The organism is Paenibacillus brasilensis, from assembly GCF_009363115.1.
Taxonomy (GTDB): domain Bacteria; phylum Bacillota; class Bacilli; order Paenibacillales; family Paenibacillaceae; genus Paenibacillus; species Paenibacillus brasilensis.
This window is the reverse complement of sequence record NZ_CP045298.1, coordinates 5,066,394-5,081,500: the sequence shown is the minus strand read 5'-3', so window position 1 is coordinate 5,081,500 and position 15,107 is coordinate 5,066,394. Positions and strand designations below refer to the sequence as shown.

Sequence of the window (15,107 nt, the reverse complement as noted above, 5' to 3'; positions counted from 1 at the left end):
ATGCCTCTTAAAATCCTTGGCAGGTTGCGTATAGACGTGGCCTAGCCAGCTCTACCAAGATATATTTTCATCATTTATTATAATCTTACGTATTTTATATCTTGTCTTACCGTACAGGTAACTGGATAAAATGTGTCTAAATTGTGTCTAAACGTACAATTTTTCACTTTTGGTAACGTGACCCCTTTTATATCAGTTATGCTCCATCCTGGATATCGGAGTAATGCTAATTGGACGGCAAAACCTAACCGGTTGTAGTCTCGACGGTGACGATTAATTGTGTCCAAATCATGTTGTGTGAAGGTGTAGTATGTAGCAAGCTCCCACTCGGTGGTGGGAGTACTCATCCATTCTAGTCGCTGATCTAACGTTAGTAACTCTTTTCCTCTCATCGAAAAACACCTTCCGTTATTAAAGCTCAATTTTGCGTTTCAGCTTGACCTTATCCGGGTTTCGTGTAGAGTGGAGTCATGTTGATATTGGAATGTACTGTTGTTTTTCCTGTCCGAACTCAAATATTATGAGGATGGCACTTCGTGGCAGCTTCGCAGGCACTGGTACTGCTTCCATTTCTTCTAACTTTTTTGTTTAAATTCACGTGCTTGTAATTCTAAGTATCTATATAAAGAAGTTTTACTGATTCCTGTCATTTCATTAATTTCTTTCAATGAATAGTCTTTTGACCGATAGAGCTTGATTGCTTTTTCAATGTCATTACTATTTTTTGGAGGCCTTCCACCTTTTCTTCCTCTGGCACGAGCGCTATCTAAGCCTTCCTTGGTCCTTTGACTAATTAAGTCTCTTTCAAACTGGCTTATCCCTGCAAATATGGTGAACATTAATTTTCCCTGTGGTGTAGTCGTATCTAACCAAGTCTCTTTCAGGCTTTTAATGTTTGCTCCATTTTTCTCGATTAGTTCAACCAACTGAAATAAGTCCTTCGTAGATCTGCTTAGTCTAGTAAGCTCGCAAATGACAACCGTATCACCTGATCTCAGATGATCTAACATTTTTTCTAACTCAGGACGTTCTTTTTTTGAGCCTGTTATTTTTTCTTGATAAAAACGCTCACAACCGAATGATTGCAATTGGTCCAGTTGTCTATAATCCGGATGCGTGTAGTGAGTCCCTTGATCGGAATGAATCAAAGCTTCTGAAGTCTTCTTAAAACTTCGATTCTTCTTTAATTTGAGCAACGTTTCTATCGCCAGATCCATGGTGATTCGCTCAGACACATGGTAATCTAGAATTTCGTTTGTGGAACCATCCTTAATCGTGGATAAATATGCTCGTTGACCTTTCCCAATTGAAACAGTGACAATCAAGGACGAGAAAATAAAGTCCTAGACTGTCGATGCGTCATTGAACTAACGTATCCGTTAGTTTAGTCAATAAGTGTAACAACTCACGGTCAGATTCATAAATAACGCCTGTAGAAGGGTTCTCTCCTCTTACCATTAAACCGCCCATTAGTTAAGCGATTTTGCCTACACCAAAACAAGCAATGGATCAGTTCCATTCTTTAATCGATAATAATTACCTCTCTCCTACATCAAATCAAGAAATTTCAATTCCTTTATTTATAAAATCCTTATAAACTGTAATTTTATGTTCAAGCATTTTATCCGCAGCTTGTAATGTATAAATTTGTTTCTTAATCGATCGTTTATGTTCTTCTAATAGGTCTAATCGCTCTTGCGTGGTATACTCCCCTTCTAAAGCTAATGAAGCATATTTCTTAATCGTTGCGATTGGCATTTGTGTTTCTTTTAATTTGATCACGAATTGTAGCCATCTGAGATGTGAATCATCGTATCGCCTATCGCCGGTTGAATCCCGATCGGGAATAATAATTTTTTCTTTTTCGTAATAGCGCAAGGTATGCGTACTAATCTTTAATATTTCGGCCACTTCCCCAATCGTGTACATGAGAAACCTCCAATTGAATTTATCACTTGACTTAGAGTTTACTCTAACCAGTATAATCAACTCATTGTTCATCCACAAGAAACAACATGAATAAAAATTCAGGAGGAATTTATATGAAATATACGGTTATTACAGGTGCGAGTTCAGGAATTGGGTATGAATCAGCTCTTGCTTTGGCGGCTCGCGGAAAAAATTTGATCCTGGCAGCCCGAAGAACAGAAGAATTAGAGAATTTAAAATCAAAAGTGATGGAAATTAACCCGGATCTCGATGTTGTCATACGAACGGTCGATTTATCGATCTCAGCGAATGTTTATGAATTTTACGAAAGTCTACAGCAATATCAGATCGAAACTTGGATTAATAATGCCGGTTTTGGAAACTTTGCTTCTGTTGGAGAGCAAAATTTAAATAAAATCGAGACGATGCTTCACTTAAATATAGAGGCTTTAACGATACTCTCCTCCCTTTATGTCCGTGATTACTCACAGGTGGCCGGAACGCAAATCATTAATGTTTCATCTGGAGGGGGGTACTTGATCGTTGCCAATGCCGTGACCTACTGTGCCTCTAAGTTCTATGTCAGTGCCTTCACGGAAGGTCTAGCACATGAATTGAGAGGAAATGGTTCACCTTTAAAAGCCAAAGTTTTAGCACCTGGTGCAACTGAAACGGGATTTGCTAAACGTGCTTTAGATTTGGAAGATATTCAATATGAAGGCGCAATTCCTAAATATCATACTGCAAAAGAAATGGCTGGATTTATGTTAAAACTGTATGATAGCGACAAAATTGTGGGTCTTGTGAATCCTGAAACGTATGAGTTCCAATTAAAAGATGCATTATATCCTCATACGATGAAAACAAGTAAATAATAGGAGTATAATGAGATGGATAAATTTAAATCAATTCAGAATAGTCATTTAGCTTTAACACAATACTATCGTTGGTATCAAGTCTATGAAGTCCCTTTTAACAAAGCACGTATTGACAATCAATTAGATATTTTAGCAGAGGACGTCGAAATATTATCGCAAGTTGGTTCGTCTAAAGGGAAAAATGGAATCGCAGAGCGATTAAAAGTGTTTGAAGGATGGCAAAATGCACATCATGTTAAACATACATCCATCAAACAAATAAGTGATGAAGAGCTTTCATTAGAGGCGGATATCCTTTATCAAAACATACGTCCAGATCTCAGCAGATACAGTTATACCATTCATTATTCAACAATTTTGAAGCTTCGTGACAACGAATTGCCTCTATTTACAAAGGTTCATATGGAACCAACAGGAAGTATTGAAAACCCGCAATTTCAAAGTGCCTATGCTGAAAATCGAGCAAAATCATTTATGCACTATTGGTTATATGCAATGGAAACAGTATCAGTGAACAGCGGAAAATTCAAAGAACTTTTAGCTGAGCAATTCGAGTTGAATTTGAGCACGGGTTCAAAAATTACTAATCACGAAAGATTCTATGAATGGTTGGCAACTATTCCTAATCAAGTCAAACAAAGCGGGCATGTCCCAAAAAACTTCACAGTGACAGAAAATACGGATCATACACTTTCTGTTTCTGTAGATTTTGAATGGGAAGGTATTTCTAGTGAAAATAAGCCTATGATTGCCGAAACACATCATGAATGGATACTTGAAAATAATTTGGATGAGCGATTTGCTCGTATGAAAATGATGAAAGTCACGCAAACAAAACCTTTTCAAATCGTAGAATAAAATAGTAGAAAAAGACTAAGTGTATGTATTTCAGCATTTAGTCTTTTTTATGTTATCTCTTAAGCCCCGAAATTGGATTTGAGTCTAGGTTACTTAACGTAGTAAGCTAGATGAAGAACCAGTGGAGGGGATTTTTTATGCAACGGAGACGTTTTACGATGGAGTTCAAACAGCAAGTGATTCAAGAAGCCAGAGAAGTTGGGAATGCTTCACAAGTAGCGCGCCGCCATAACATAAATCCAAAGATGTTATACCGTTGGATGGATCAAGCGGAGCATACGGATTGGAAAACAACCGATATCTCTGCTAAAGCGATTAGTGCCTATGCACCATCCCCACAAGAGTTTCGCGCACTTGAAGGTGAAAACAAACAACTGAAGGAGATCTTGGGTGAGAAGGATCTGGAGATTGCTGTTCTTCGTGACTTATTAAAAAAGCAGAACCCAGCTTATCGGACAAAATTGAAATAGCCGACAAATGGATTAAGCTGGGGCATGCAGTGAGCCGCATTCTGCGGATCGTCGGTGTGAGCGAACAGATTTATTATTACCGTAAGAAACATCATAAAATACTTGTTTCCGAAGAAGCCGTAGAAGAATTTCTCCGTTTTGTAGCTTACGATTATGGCAAGCAACCTGAACTCAATAAAAGACATCTATCTTGGTACGAAGATAACCGCGAACGGGACACTGCCATTGTAAGCCTCATATTAGGCTCAGGACTTCGCGTAAATGAAGTAGTTAACTTAATCCTTAAAGACATCGATTGGGAAGCGAGATGCGTCCTTGTGACCCGCAAAGGAAAAAAAATGCAATCAGTCCCCTTCTTGATGCGTTCAAAGCTGGATCTTGAAGAATACCTGAGGATCCGCAATTCTAGATACCAACCGACGGTTTCGGAAACGGCCCTGTTTCTAACTAAAGGCGGTAAACCTATGACGAAAAACGCAATGCAAAAAATGGTGAATAAATATTCTCGTGCCTATGGAAAACCTTTGAGTGTCCATATACTAAGGCACACTTTTGGAACTCAACTGTATAAAAGAAAAAGAATCTGAGACTTGTCCAAGATATACTCGGTCATTCTGATCCCAAAACAACCACACTTTACACCCATATTAGAAACGACGAGCAACATCATACGGTTGATGATATGGATTCATTCGAATAAGCAGGTATTTACGCGGCATTTTGATGCCTTTAATCTTCATTTTAGGACAAATAGTATAAAAGTTACGGTAGACCGAATTTTTTTATACTTTCATAGTAGTGGATGATAGAACATGTATCTTCTTCACTTTAATTGGACAGAAAAATTAAATGTAGCAGATACAAAGCATCGATATGTATTGTAGATTGGAACAAAAAATAATTATGTCTTTCCACAAAGTAACTCTAACTATAGCCGCCGCTTTAAATATTACAAACTCCTCGAAAGAGGTAAACTTGTTGTCGCAATTTAGTGACAACAAGTCTCCCCTAAATATAAAAAAATCCTGATAATATCAGGACTTAGTAGGGGTAAACTTGTTGTCACTGTACACGCAGCATGAGCCGCATCGCCTGATAGCGTGGACGATCAAAATCTTTGCCGCTCTGCTTATCAACAAAAACAAACCGTTCTTCAATCCCTAATTCCCGGAACTTTAAAAGCTGCCGCTCTATATTTTGCTCCTTGGTCGATACTCTTCCGTATGCAATCTTCAATGGAACCCCAATTGATTTTATGACTTTTTGAAACGAACTAATGACCAGCCATTCCGCTGTCTCAAAAAGCATGCGATTTGAGGGTAGATTTTAAAAAATTCTAAGAATTGATAAAAGATAATTTGTAAAATATAAGTTGTAATAATTGAACCGAGATAATCATTGCAATCAATGTAGAATATAAAACAATTTAATGCGCTTACCCTTACTAATTGCTTACTTTTATAAATGTAAGGACTTCCTGCTTGATTGCCTGTTCTTTCATTGATCTTACCTTTACAGGGATACATGGCTGTATTTTTAATAATTAGATACATGTCAAATCGGCAATAGTACCAAGTTCTTGTCCTGAGCAAAGGACTAGAACTTGGTCCCTTAAAATAAAAAAACCGCGCTGGGCGCGGGCACTTATGGGACTATGTTCTTGTCCACCGACACCCTTATTTGCAACTTGTCATTGTAAGAAAAGAATAGAGACCTGGCCATGCCGAAGCATGCCAGGTCTCTATTCTCACTGGTGAATTCAACGGGACTGCTGATGGGCAGCCCCTATCGTGGAGTGTGGATCAGGAGAGGAATTAATGGCCAACCATGGATAACGTCTAATGTAACGAGCGCAAAGCTTTCCTTTTCACGTTCCGTCAACGGCATGTCGGCCTCTCATCCCTCTCCAAATAATCATAGAGACGATCCAGATCAAAATCAGAAATCCTGCCAGAGCGTAGCCAAGGTGATCGATTCCGAGCCTATTGATCCACTGGGCAGGCTGCGGCCATTTCGCTTCAATTAAATGAACGAGCTGAACGGCGCCGATAAAAAACGCGGATACAACCGAGACACCGGTAACGATCAGGTTATAGGCTGTTTTTTTCTTGTAGGAAATGAATGCCCACCGGTAAGCTCTTGTCATGATCGCGCCGTCGATTGTGTCCATCAAGCTCATTCCGGCAGCAAACAACAGCGGCAGGGACAAGATGCTGATAAAGGAGGACGATTCGTTCGCGGTACTTGCCGAAATAGCAAGCAGACTCACTTCCGTCGCCGTATCAAAGCCAAGCCCGAACAGAAATCCGAGCGGATACATATGCCAGCTTTTGTTGATCATTCGAAATGCAGGAGCCAAAAATCGGGTAAACATCCCCCTGGGTCCATGCATATGACCCGTTTCGAAATTCCTGCCTGTTCGGTTCGCCGCTCCCCGGGCTCTGCCCCAAAGATTCACAAGTGTAAACACATTAATCAGTCCAACGAAGATCAGGAAGAAACCGGATACCAACGTCCCGATCAGGCCGCCGATTTCACGTACTTTTGGATTATCGAGCACAAATGTGTTCATTGAGAGCGCGATCCCCAGCACCATGAGAAAGACGACCGTCGAGTGGCCGAGGGAAAAATACATGCCAACCCCTAAAGGGTTTCTCTTCCGTTCGATCAGCTTCCGGATCGTATTGTCAATGGCCGAAATATGATCGGCGTCAAAAGCGTGACGCAGGCCGAACGTATAAGCCAAAAGGCCAAGCCCCCACAACTTCGGTTCGCGGGCCGTTGCCATGAGAAATCCGGCTCCCCCCAACACATGCAGCGCCAATACAACAAGAAAGTAGACGTAGCCGTTACTGGCGGAAATTCTCCTCATTAATACACCTTCTCCTGGTAACAGCGCCTCGCGCTTCATTTTTACAAATATTCCTGCAGTCTCGGACCGTTGATCGAATTGCGCAACCGGGGATAAGGCCCTTCTTTAAAATAGGGTTATCCCGCCGTTTAACAAATTCGGGGCAGTTGGTCGCCTACCAACATATCGATGATGCGGTGGCCTCCGGCCAGCGTGCGCATATATACCTTTCCCGGATGATCTGCGACAACTTCGCCGATCACGGCGGCGTCCCGCCCGCAGGGGTGACTGCGTAGCCGTTCAATCACTCGGTCCGCCTGGGCCCCGTCAACCACCAGAATGGCTTTGCCCTCGTTGGCTATGTACAACGGGTCCATCCCCAGCATGCCGCATAGACCGCGCACTTCCCCTTTTACGGGAAGTGCATTCTCCTCCAGCCGGATGCCAAAGCTCTGCCCTTCCGTAAATTCGTTCAGCGTAGTGGCTACGCCGCCCCGGGTCGGGTCCCGCATAAGTCTTACAGCACCGCCCATTGAAGCCGTTACCAGCTCCAGCATTCCGTTGAGCGGCGCACAGTCGCTTCCAAGTCCGGTTTCCACCTGCAGCTGTTCCCGCTCAATCAGAATCGCTGTGCCGTGATCCCCGATCGTACCGGTGACGATCACACGATCCCCAGGCCGGATTAAAGCGGGGGACAGCCGAAGACCTTCCGGAATAAAACCCACTCCGGAGGTGTTAATGAATAGCTTGTCCACACAGCCTCTCGGAACGACCTTTGTGTCGCCGGTTACTATCACTACTCCGGCTTCCTTTGCGGTCGCCGCCATGGACTCCGCAATCTCCTCCAGTTCCCCAAGAGCAAACCCTTCTTCAATGATCCAAGCGCAACTAATATACCTGGGAATTGCTCCACATACGGCCAGATCGTTAACGGTCCCGCAAATGGCCAACTTCCCAATGTTCCCTCCGCGGAAAAAAAGCGGATGAATCACATAGGAATCCGTCGTGAACGCCAATTGTCCCGGAAGAGTTTCCAGTACTGCCGAATCGCCGCCCTCAAGGAGCCAATCATTTCGGAAGTGCTTCTGAAATATCCCATGGATCAGTTGATGGGTCAGTTTCCCTCCGCTGCCGTGGGCTAAAGTAATGATTTCGCTCACTGGTCTCCCTCCCCCTATTGGTATCGGTAATATGCCGTGCAAGTACCCTCGCTCGATACCATACAGGAACCGACCGGGGTTTCGGGCGTGCACGCCTTTCCAAACAATTTACAATCGGATGGGAGGCATTTTCCCTTCAGAATATCGCCACAGCGGCAGCCGCGCGCTTCCTCGTCCCACTCCTCCACGGAGCCGTTGATCAGGCCCCATGCATCAAAGGCCCTGTATTTCTCGCGAAGCCGTAGGCCTGAGCCTGGGATCTGTCCGAGTCCCCGCCATACGGCATCCGAAGGCTCGAATACCTCGTCCATTTTCTCCCGGGCAATCGGATTCCCTCCCGGCTGAACCACCTTGGAATACAAGTTGGCGACTGTGGCTTTATTGCCCCGGATTTGCTCCAGAACGTATAGGATCGAGCCCAGAATATCCGCCGGGTCGAACCCGGTGATAGCTCCCGGAATCCCATACGCCTTAGCCAGTTCCTCGTACAGGCCGGAGCCAATCACAGCACTGACATGGCCGGGATACATGAACCCGTCAACGGAAACTTCAGGGTCCGAAGACAGCAGGTGCATCGCTGCCGGAATCGTTTTATTAGCCGATAAAATCATGAAATTCTCAAGCCCCTGCTGCGCCGCTTCCAGAACGGCAATGGCTGTGACCGGTACCGTCGTCTCAAACCCGACTGACAGAAAAATGACCTTCTTGTCCGGATGCTGACGAGCGATATCCAGACTGTCCAGCGGGGAGTATACCATACGGATATCCCTGCCCAGCGCCTTCTCGGTCAGCAAGCTGACGCCCTTATACGGAATCCGCATCATGTCGCCGAAAGTGGCCAGGATGGTATCCTCTCTCCTGCCGAGCTCCAAAGCCGATTTCAGGTAAAAGCTCGGGGTTACGCAGACCGGACAGCCCGGCCCCGAAATAAGCCTAACGTTCGGCGGAAGCAATTCCCGAATCCCATGACGGGAGATCGCCATCGTATGGGTGCCGCATACCTCCATGATCGAAACGGGCTTTCCGTCATAGCGCTGGATTGCCTTCACCAGGCCTTCAACCAACGTTTGGTTTTGAATTTTTTCCAATTCGCTAATCATGGATATTCCCCGCCAACTGATGGAGCAGTTCCATCGTCTCCATGGCTTCCTGCTTATCGATGATCGCAATCGCACAGCCCGCATGAACGAGCAGGTAATCCCCCACATTCACCCGGTCGACCAGGGCAATGGACACTTGCCTCCGGATACCGGTAATATCGATTACCGCCTTGTCGCCACATACGCTTTCTACTTCTCCGGGTATTGCCAAACACATGATTCCCGCATCCCTTCCTGTGTGAGATATTTGCCCAGCGCTATTGCCGCCTGGCCCAGTGAAAGCCCCCCATCATTGGCAGGCACCTTGCTGTGGAGCCATACGCGAAACCCATTCCGCTCCAATTCGTCGACCGTAAAGGCAAGCAGCAAGCGGTTTTGAAACACACCGCCGCTGAGTGCCACCTCATTCAGACCCCGTTCGGATCGAATCCGTATGCAGATATCCCCTACAATTGCAGCCAATGTCCGGTGAAACGCTCCGGAAATTCCGGAAATACTCCTTCCGTCCCGAATCTCGAGAACCAGTTCCCGGATTAGAGGCGCAGCGCCAATCTCAAGCCTGCCTTGCACAGCCTTCACTTCGTACGGATAAATCCGTGACGTCTCCCGATCTGCCGCTCTTTCCAAACGAATGGCCGCCTGGCCTTCGTACTCAGCATAATGACATAAACCGGTCAGAGACGACACGGCGTCAAACAGCCTGCCGACGCTGCTGGTGAGCGGCGTGTTGATGCGCTGCAGAATTTGGCGATTGACGATGTCCCTTTTGTACGGCTCGATGGTACTCAGCCAATGGGCCGGCAGCTCAGTCCCTTCGTCATTCAGAAGATAGCTTAAAGCCATCCTCCAAGGCTCCTTGACGGCCGCATCCCCACCGGGAAGCGGGACATACCCAAAGTGGGCCATGCGCTCAAATCCGCCATAGTCCCCAGCGAAAAATTCTCCGCCCCAGACGTGTCCGTCTTCGCCCAGTCCCGTTCCGTCGAAGGCGACTCCGATCACTGGACCGGAAATGCCGTTCTCCGCCATACAGGAAGCGATATGGGCGTGATGATGCTGAACAGGGATCTTGACGATGTTCTTGTGTACGGACGCATATTGGGAGGAACGGTATCCAGGATGCATATCGTAGGCCAAAACCCCGGCTTCCGCTGCGAAAATGCGCCCAAAATGCGCCACTCCGTCTATAAGGGAATCCAGCGTTTCCAGGTTATCCAGATCACCGATATGATGGCTGACAAAGGCTTTGCGGTCCTTGACCAAACAAAACGTATTCTTTAATTCTCCCCCCAACGCCAATATGGGAGAATTCCCGGACTTGTACGGCTTCACTTCCGCCGATTGAACGACAGCAGTCAAGTCAAAGGGATAAGGGACATAGCCCCGTGATCTGCGGATGATGTACTCCCGTTCCCGAAACACACTGGTTACCGTATCATCCGTCCTCATATGGATAGGCAGGTCCCCAACCAGGTAATAGTCGGCGATTCCTTGAAGAGCCGATGTCACCTCCTTGTCACGGTACACAATAGGCTCGCCGGAACGGTTGCCGCTCGTCATGACCATAAGCTCCAAACCGTCCTGAAACAAAAGATGCTGCAGCGGCGTATACGGCAGCATCACGCCTAGCATATTATTGTCGGGGGAAAGGGTATCTGCCGGAAGAAGCTTGCGTGCCTCTGTCTTCAAGGGAAGCAGGACGATCGGCCGCTTGGGGCTAGTGAGAAGCTCCCGCTCTTTCTCCGTTACGGCGCAGATGCGAAGAACCGTCTCGAGCGTATCCGCCATAACTGCGAACGGTTTGCCGTCCCTGCGCTTTCGCGACCGCAGCTCTCGTACCGCCGTCTCCTGCGTCGCATCGCAAGCCAGATGATAGCCGCCGAGGCCCTTGACTGCCAGAATGGCGCCCGACTTCAAACGTTCGGCGGCACACGCGGCCGCGTCAGCCAAATCCACCCTTTTCCCGGAAGCGTCCAGCAGCGAAACCGACGGACCGCATACTGGACAAGCTACTGGCTGGGCATGAAATCGCCGATCCGTCGGATCATGGTATTCCTTCGCACAATCCGGGCATAACTGGAAATCCCGCATTGTCGTATGCTTCCGGTCGTATGGGACTTGAACCGTAATGGTAAACCGGGGCCCGCAGTTGGTACAGTTGATGTACGGGTAGCGGAACCTCCGGTTATCAGGATCCTTCAACTCTGCAAGACAATCTTCACACACGCAAATGTCCGGCGAGAGGTACACCTCATGAGAGCTGGCGCCGGCGCTTTCTTTTATACGGAATTCCGCGTATCCAATCGGTGAGTGCACTTCCGCGGTCAGTTCCTCGATATGGGAGAGAGGCGGAGGGGACGCTCGCAATGAAAGCAAAAAAGCGTCGATATCTGGACTGCGGCCCTCCGCCTCCAGTCTGACGCCGCTTGCGTCATTAGTGACCCACCCTTTGAGATCATGCTGATGCGCAAGCCGATATACAAAAGGGCGGAACCCTACTCCCTGCACAATGCCCTTCACTTGGACATCCACCCGGATGACCTCACTCAACATAGCTTTTCGCCTCCATTCCATTCCTAGATGTTATAGTGACGCTGCCTCCCTGCGTTTCTCCATCCGTATGACGACTCTCAGGCTAATTTCGTAAATAAGAATCAGAGGAATGGCAAGCAGGATTACCGAGGTAATGTCAGCCGCAAACAAACCTTCTCCGATCAACACGGAGAGTACAATGGAGACCCTTACTTTTTTCATCCAGGAGGAACGCAGAAGTCCCAGCTTCCCAAGCGCGATGAGCGGAAAAGGAAGAGTGAATACAAGACCGAAAACGACGCACAGCATGGCAATGAAGCTGATGTATTCCTCGCCCGACAAGGCCGCCTTCATATAAGAGTTTCCGTATGTGAGAAGTGCGTGCAACACAGAAGGAACGACCACTACATAACTTAGAACGACGCCCAAAACGAAACAGGGAACCATATAAAACACCGCCGAAAGCAACACTTTTCGTTCCTTGGCAGTTAGGCCGGGACCGATAAATGCAAACAGCTGGTAACCGATAAGCGGGGACAGCGCGATGAGGGACGCAATAAAAGACAGCTTGACCCTTAGGACAAAAGCTCCAGTTAACGAAAAAAAGGCCAGATCCAGCCACTCGTTCCCGACGGATCTTTTTAGAACCTCCACGATCAGGAACGCTTTTGAATAAATGACAGCAGTCAGAACGATGACGGAAGCCACTGTCACAATCAATCTTCTACGCAGCTCCGCCAAATGCTCCACCACCGGTCGATCTGTATCTTGCTGCAAACGGTTTTGATTAATCATCGGTAGTCACACGCTTCATCCTTGACATGCCCTTTCGCTCCAGAAGGTAAATCGTCCAAATGCTGATTTCGTACAGTGCCACCACCGGTATCGATTCCGCCAGAAGCGAGAACGCATCAGGAGTTGGAGACAAAAGCGCCAGTATGATCACGATTCCCAGCACGGCGAATTTCCGTTTTCTCATCAGCATCTTGGAATGAATCAGGCCAATTCTCGACAGCGCAACCATCACGATCGGCAGTTCAAAAACCAGTGCCACCGAGATCAAAAAGAATGCTATAAACGACACATAAGCACTCCCGGAAATCATCGGCTTCAGAACTCCTTCTCCGCTCTGGATCAGGAAGTCGACGGTGTTCGGCAAAATAAACTCGTAGGCAAATGCGATCCCCCCCGCAAAAAGAACGACAGCTAACGGAATGGTCAAAAAATAAATTTTGAGACGAATGCTGCGGTCCAGCAAGGAGGCGAACATGGACACGAGCAGGCAGGCCAGAACGGGAAACGACGCCAGAACTCCTCCGAACATCGCCACCCACAGCTTCGTCATCACTCCATCCACAGGCGTCATAAAGAACAGCGGCTGATCCTGAAGCGGCCGGCACAAAAGCTTCAGAAGCGGGTCCGACACCGCATATACGGCCGTCGCTGCGGCAATGACAACCAGCACTCCGGCGAGGATGCGGGCGCGAAATTTGCCCAGCCAGCGAACGGCGCTAACGATATTTTCGCTCTCCCACATCAATATTCACCGATGAGCGGATTACGATTTAACTTCATTGGTTTCTTGAGAAACGGCTGCTTGAACCGGAACAGGCTCGTTAGCAGCGGAAGAATTGGCACCCTCGCCGGTTAACTCCTTAGATGGCTCGTTAGCAGCGGAAGAATTAGCACCCTCGCCGGTTAATTCCTTAGATGCTTTCCGAAATTCAGAGAAGGCTTTACCGATGGCTCCGCCCACGGAGGGAAGCTTACCGGGACCGAACACAATTAACGCGATGACCAAAATAACAACAAGTTCGCCAAAACCAATATGAGGCATAGTTTAACTCTCCTTTTTTATACTGGATTCGAGATCGAGATCGTTTTCTTCAACCAGGCGCACAGCTCATCAATCCCCTGGCCGGTCATGCAGGAAGTTTCAATAACCTTCGCCTTAGGATTGATTTCCCGGATATCTTTGTGAAATTCATCCTTGTCAAAGTTCGTATGGGGCACCAAATCGATTTTATTCAAAATGACGATGCCGGACTTTTCAAACATGCGCGGATATTTCTGCGGCTTGTCGTTTCCTTCCGTCGTACTTAATACGGTGATGATCAGATCCTCCCCCAGCTCGAAGGATGCAGGACAAATCAGGTTGCCGACATTCTCGATAATCAGCAGGTTCGTTTCGTCCAAGTTCAAATGAGTTAAGGCGTTCCGGATCATCTGCCCATCCAGGTGACATCCTCCCTCGGTGTTGATTTGCACGACCTGCACTCCGTGGGCCTCGATTCTTTCAGCATCCTTTGTCGTATAGAGGTCACCCTCGATCACCGCAATTTTCACTTCATCCTTCAGCTTGGCAATCACTTTCTCCAGAATGGAAGTTTTGCCCGACCCCGGGGAGCTCATCAAATTGATGACATACAGCCCCTTCTCATTCATCAGCTTCTTGTTCTGCTGGGTTAGCTCGTCATTCACCTTCAGGATGCTAGTAACCACTTTAATGCTGCTCATTTAATCACCCTCCATCGTATCGATATACAGCTCATAACCTGTGAGGACCTGGTTGTCCAGCCCGCCGCACGAAGGGCACACGGGATGGTAATAACGGATGGGAAACGTAATGTCGCAGCTCCCGCATGAGGCTGTTGCTTCCACATGTTCGATGATGAAATCCGACCCTTCCGCAATCGTGCCTTGCGACGCGTTCTGAAAAACGAATTGCATGGCTTCCGGAAGGGCACCCGACAGTTCTCCCACCTTGGCCGTGATGCGCCTGATTTTTGTCAAATGGTGCTCTTCGGCTTTGACGAGGATTAATTCCAAGGCGCTTTCTACAATGGCCGCTTCATGCAAAGTTCTTCTCCTCCTGACTTGCGAAGCCCAATTCTTGCTTGATGAGCCCGATAATCTCGGGAATTTTGCTCCTCATGAGATCCGACATTTCGAGTTCAAAACCGATCTCCTGCGGCTCAATGCCGAATATAATGACGTTCGGAGCGGCGCCGAGCATGCGGGCCATTTGGACCACATCTAAAATTTGAGTATCGTGAATGGATAAGTTCCCCTTCTCGTAGCCCGCAATATCCTCCGGGCTGATCCGGTAAATCGTTCCCGGATCCAAGCCGGCCTTCAACGCATCGATAACGATAATTCTCCGGGACTCCAGAAAATAGCTCAGCATAGCCAGGGTAGAAGTCCCCCCATCCACCAGTTCAACTGTGGACGGGAGGTCTTCGTTCTCCAATTCGCGGATCGTATGGACGCCGATGCCGTCATCCTTCAAGAGAATGTTGCCGATTCCAATGACCACCGTGTCCTTCATC

17 protein-coding genes and 4 pseudogenes are annotated in these 15,107 nt (G+C 47.2%); 4 read left to right on the top strand and 17 right to left on the bottom strand.

Annotation, left to right across the window (positions count from 1 at the left end; genetic code table 11):
• Positions 1–179: 179 nt before the first annotated feature.
• From GCU48_RS24065 to GCU48_RS24055, 5 genes and pseudogenes are all read right to left on the bottom strand, one after another.
• A pseudogene (locus GCU48_RS24065) lies at positions 180–392 on the bottom strand (DUF4158 domain-containing protein); the annotation flags it as partial.
• A gap of 183 nt (positions 393–575) precedes the next feature.
• The gene (locus tag GCU48_RS28930; RefSeq protein WP_341874668.1) at positions 576–698 is read right to left on the bottom strand and encodes a helix-turn-helix domain-containing protein; all 123 of its coding nucleotides are present in this window, start codon (positions 696–698) and stop codon (positions 576–578) included.
• Between the two features lie 105 nt (positions 699–803).
• A pseudogene (locus tag GCU48_RS28925) lies at positions 804–1,043 on the bottom strand (recombinase family protein); the annotation flags it as partial.
• Positions 1,044–1,105: 62 nt separating this feature from the next.
• Positions 1,106–1,322: pseudogene (locus GCU48_RS28440) on the bottom strand (DDE-type integrase/transposase/recombinase); the annotation flags it as partial.
• A 235-nt stretch (positions 1,323–1,557) separates the two neighbouring features.
• A complete protein-coding gene (locus GCU48_RS24055) occupies positions 1,558–1,929 on the bottom strand; it encodes a MerR family transcriptional regulator (protein WP_152381717.1) in 372 nt (123 codons plus the stop codon).
• Positions 1,930–2,042: 113 nt separating this feature from the next.
• Between GCU48_RS24055 and GCU48_RS24050 the strand changes: the two genes are divergently transcribed.
• The 4 genes from GCU48_RS24050 to GCU48_RS24035 all read left to right on the top strand — a co-directional run bounded on the left by GCU48_RS24050 (position 2,043) and on the right by GCU48_RS24035 (position 4,722).
• Positions 2,043–2,804 (top strand): SDR family NAD(P)-dependent oxidoreductase, encoded by a 762-nt coding sequence (locus GCU48_RS24050; protein ID WP_152381716.1) that lies wholly within the window; start codon positions 2,043–2,045, stop codon positions 2,802–2,804.
• Between the two features lie 15 nt (positions 2,805–2,819).
• The gene (locus tag GCU48_RS24045; RefSeq protein WP_152381715.1) at positions 2,820–3,665 is read left to right on the top strand and encodes a hypothetical protein; all 846 of its coding nucleotides are present in this window, start codon (positions 2,820–2,822) and stop codon (positions 3,663–3,665) included.
• A 137-nt stretch (positions 3,666–3,802) separates the two neighbouring features.
• Positions 3,803–4,135 (top strand): transposase, encoded by a 333-nt coding sequence (locus tag GCU48_RS24040; RefSeq protein ID WP_152381674.1) that lies wholly within the window; start codon positions 3,803–3,805, stop codon positions 4,133–4,135.
• A 29-nt stretch (positions 4,136–4,164) separates the two neighbouring features.
• Positions 4,165–4,722 (top strand): tyrosine-type recombinase/integrase, encoded by a 558-nt coding sequence (locus GCU48_RS24035; protein ID WP_167518764.1) that lies wholly within the window; start codon positions 4,165–4,167, stop codon positions 4,720–4,722.
• Between the two features lie 484 nt (positions 4,723–5,206).
• Here GCU48_RS24035 and GCU48_RS24030 read toward each other — a convergent pair.
• From GCU48_RS24030 to GCU48_RS23975, 12 genes and pseudogenes are all read right to left on the bottom strand, one after another.
• Positions 5,207–5,371 (bottom strand): annotated as a pseudogene (locus GCU48_RS24030) (recombinase family protein); the annotation flags it as partial.
• Positions 5,372–6,002: 631 nt separating this feature from the next.
• Positions 6,003–7,007, bottom strand: a complete 1,005-nt coding sequence (locus GCU48_RS24025; protein WP_152381712.1) for a HoxN/HupN/NixA family nickel/cobalt transporter — start codon at positions 7,005–7,007, stop codon at positions 6,003–6,005.
• Between the two features lie 128 nt (positions 7,008–7,135).
• Positions 7,136–8,146, bottom strand: a complete 1,011-nt coding sequence (gene hypE, locus GCU48_RS24020) for a hydrogenase expression/formation protein HypE (protein ID WP_152381711.1) — start codon at positions 8,144–8,146, stop codon at positions 7,136–7,138.
• A 14-nt stretch (positions 8,147–8,160) separates the two neighbouring features.
• Positions 8,161–9,246, bottom strand: coding sequence for a hydrogenase formation protein HypD (hypD, locus tag GCU48_RS24015; RefSeq protein ID WP_208811912.1), 1,086 nt, complete (start codon positions 9,244–9,246; stop codon positions 8,161–8,163).
• The gene (locus GCU48_RS24010) at positions 9,239–9,463 is read right to left on the bottom strand and encodes a HypC/HybG/HupF family hydrogenase formation chaperone (protein WP_152381710.1); all 225 of its coding nucleotides are present in this window, start codon (positions 9,461–9,463) and stop codon (positions 9,239–9,241) included. The genes hypD and GCU48_RS24010 overlap by 8 nt, the downstream gene beginning before the upstream one ends.
• Positions 9,436–11,799, bottom strand: a complete 2,364-nt coding sequence (gene hypF / locus GCU48_RS24005) for a carbamoyltransferase HypF (protein ID WP_152381709.1) — start codon at positions 11,797–11,799, stop codon at positions 9,436–9,438. The genes GCU48_RS24010 and hypF overlap by 28 nt, the downstream gene beginning before the upstream one ends.
• Positions 11,800–11,829: 30 nt before the next feature.
• On the bottom strand, positions 11,830–12,573 hold the full coding sequence (gene tatC / locus GCU48_RS24000; RefSeq protein WP_152381708.1) for a twin-arginine translocase subunit TatC: 744 nt from the start codon (positions 12,571–12,573) through the stop codon (positions 11,830–11,832).
• Positions 12,566–13,315, bottom strand: a complete 750-nt coding sequence (gene tatC, locus GCU48_RS23995) for a twin-arginine translocase subunit TatC (protein ID WP_152381707.1) — start codon at positions 13,313–13,315, stop codon at positions 12,566–12,568. The genes tatC (GCU48_RS24000) and tatC (GCU48_RS23995) overlap by 8 nt, the downstream gene beginning before the upstream one ends.
• A 21-nt stretch (positions 13,316–13,336) precedes the next feature.
• Positions 13,337–13,615, bottom strand: a complete 279-nt coding sequence (locus GCU48_RS23990) for a Sec-independent protein translocase subunit TatA/TatB (RefSeq protein ID WP_152381706.1) — start codon at positions 13,613–13,615, stop codon at positions 13,337–13,339.
• A 17-nt stretch (positions 13,616–13,632) separates the two neighbouring features.
• Positions 13,633–14,295 carry a hydrogenase nickel incorporation protein HypB gene (hypB, locus tag GCU48_RS23985; protein WP_152381705.1) on the bottom strand — a complete coding sequence of 221 codons (663 nt, stop codon included), beginning with the start codon at positions 14,293–14,295 and terminating at the stop codon, positions 13,633–13,635.
• A complete protein-coding gene (locus GCU48_RS23980) occupies positions 14,296–14,637 on the bottom strand; it encodes a hydrogenase maturation nickel metallochaperone HypA/HybF (protein WP_152381704.1) in 342 nt (113 codons plus the stop codon). It abuts the gene before it with no gap.
• Complete coding sequence (locus tag GCU48_RS23975) at positions 14,630–15,106, bottom strand: HyaD/HybD family hydrogenase maturation endopeptidase (protein WP_152381703.1); 477 nt, start codon at positions 15,104–15,106, stop codon at positions 14,630–14,632. The genes GCU48_RS23980 and GCU48_RS23975 overlap by 8 nt, the downstream gene beginning before the upstream one ends.
• Position 15,107: the final 1 nt, after the last annotated feature.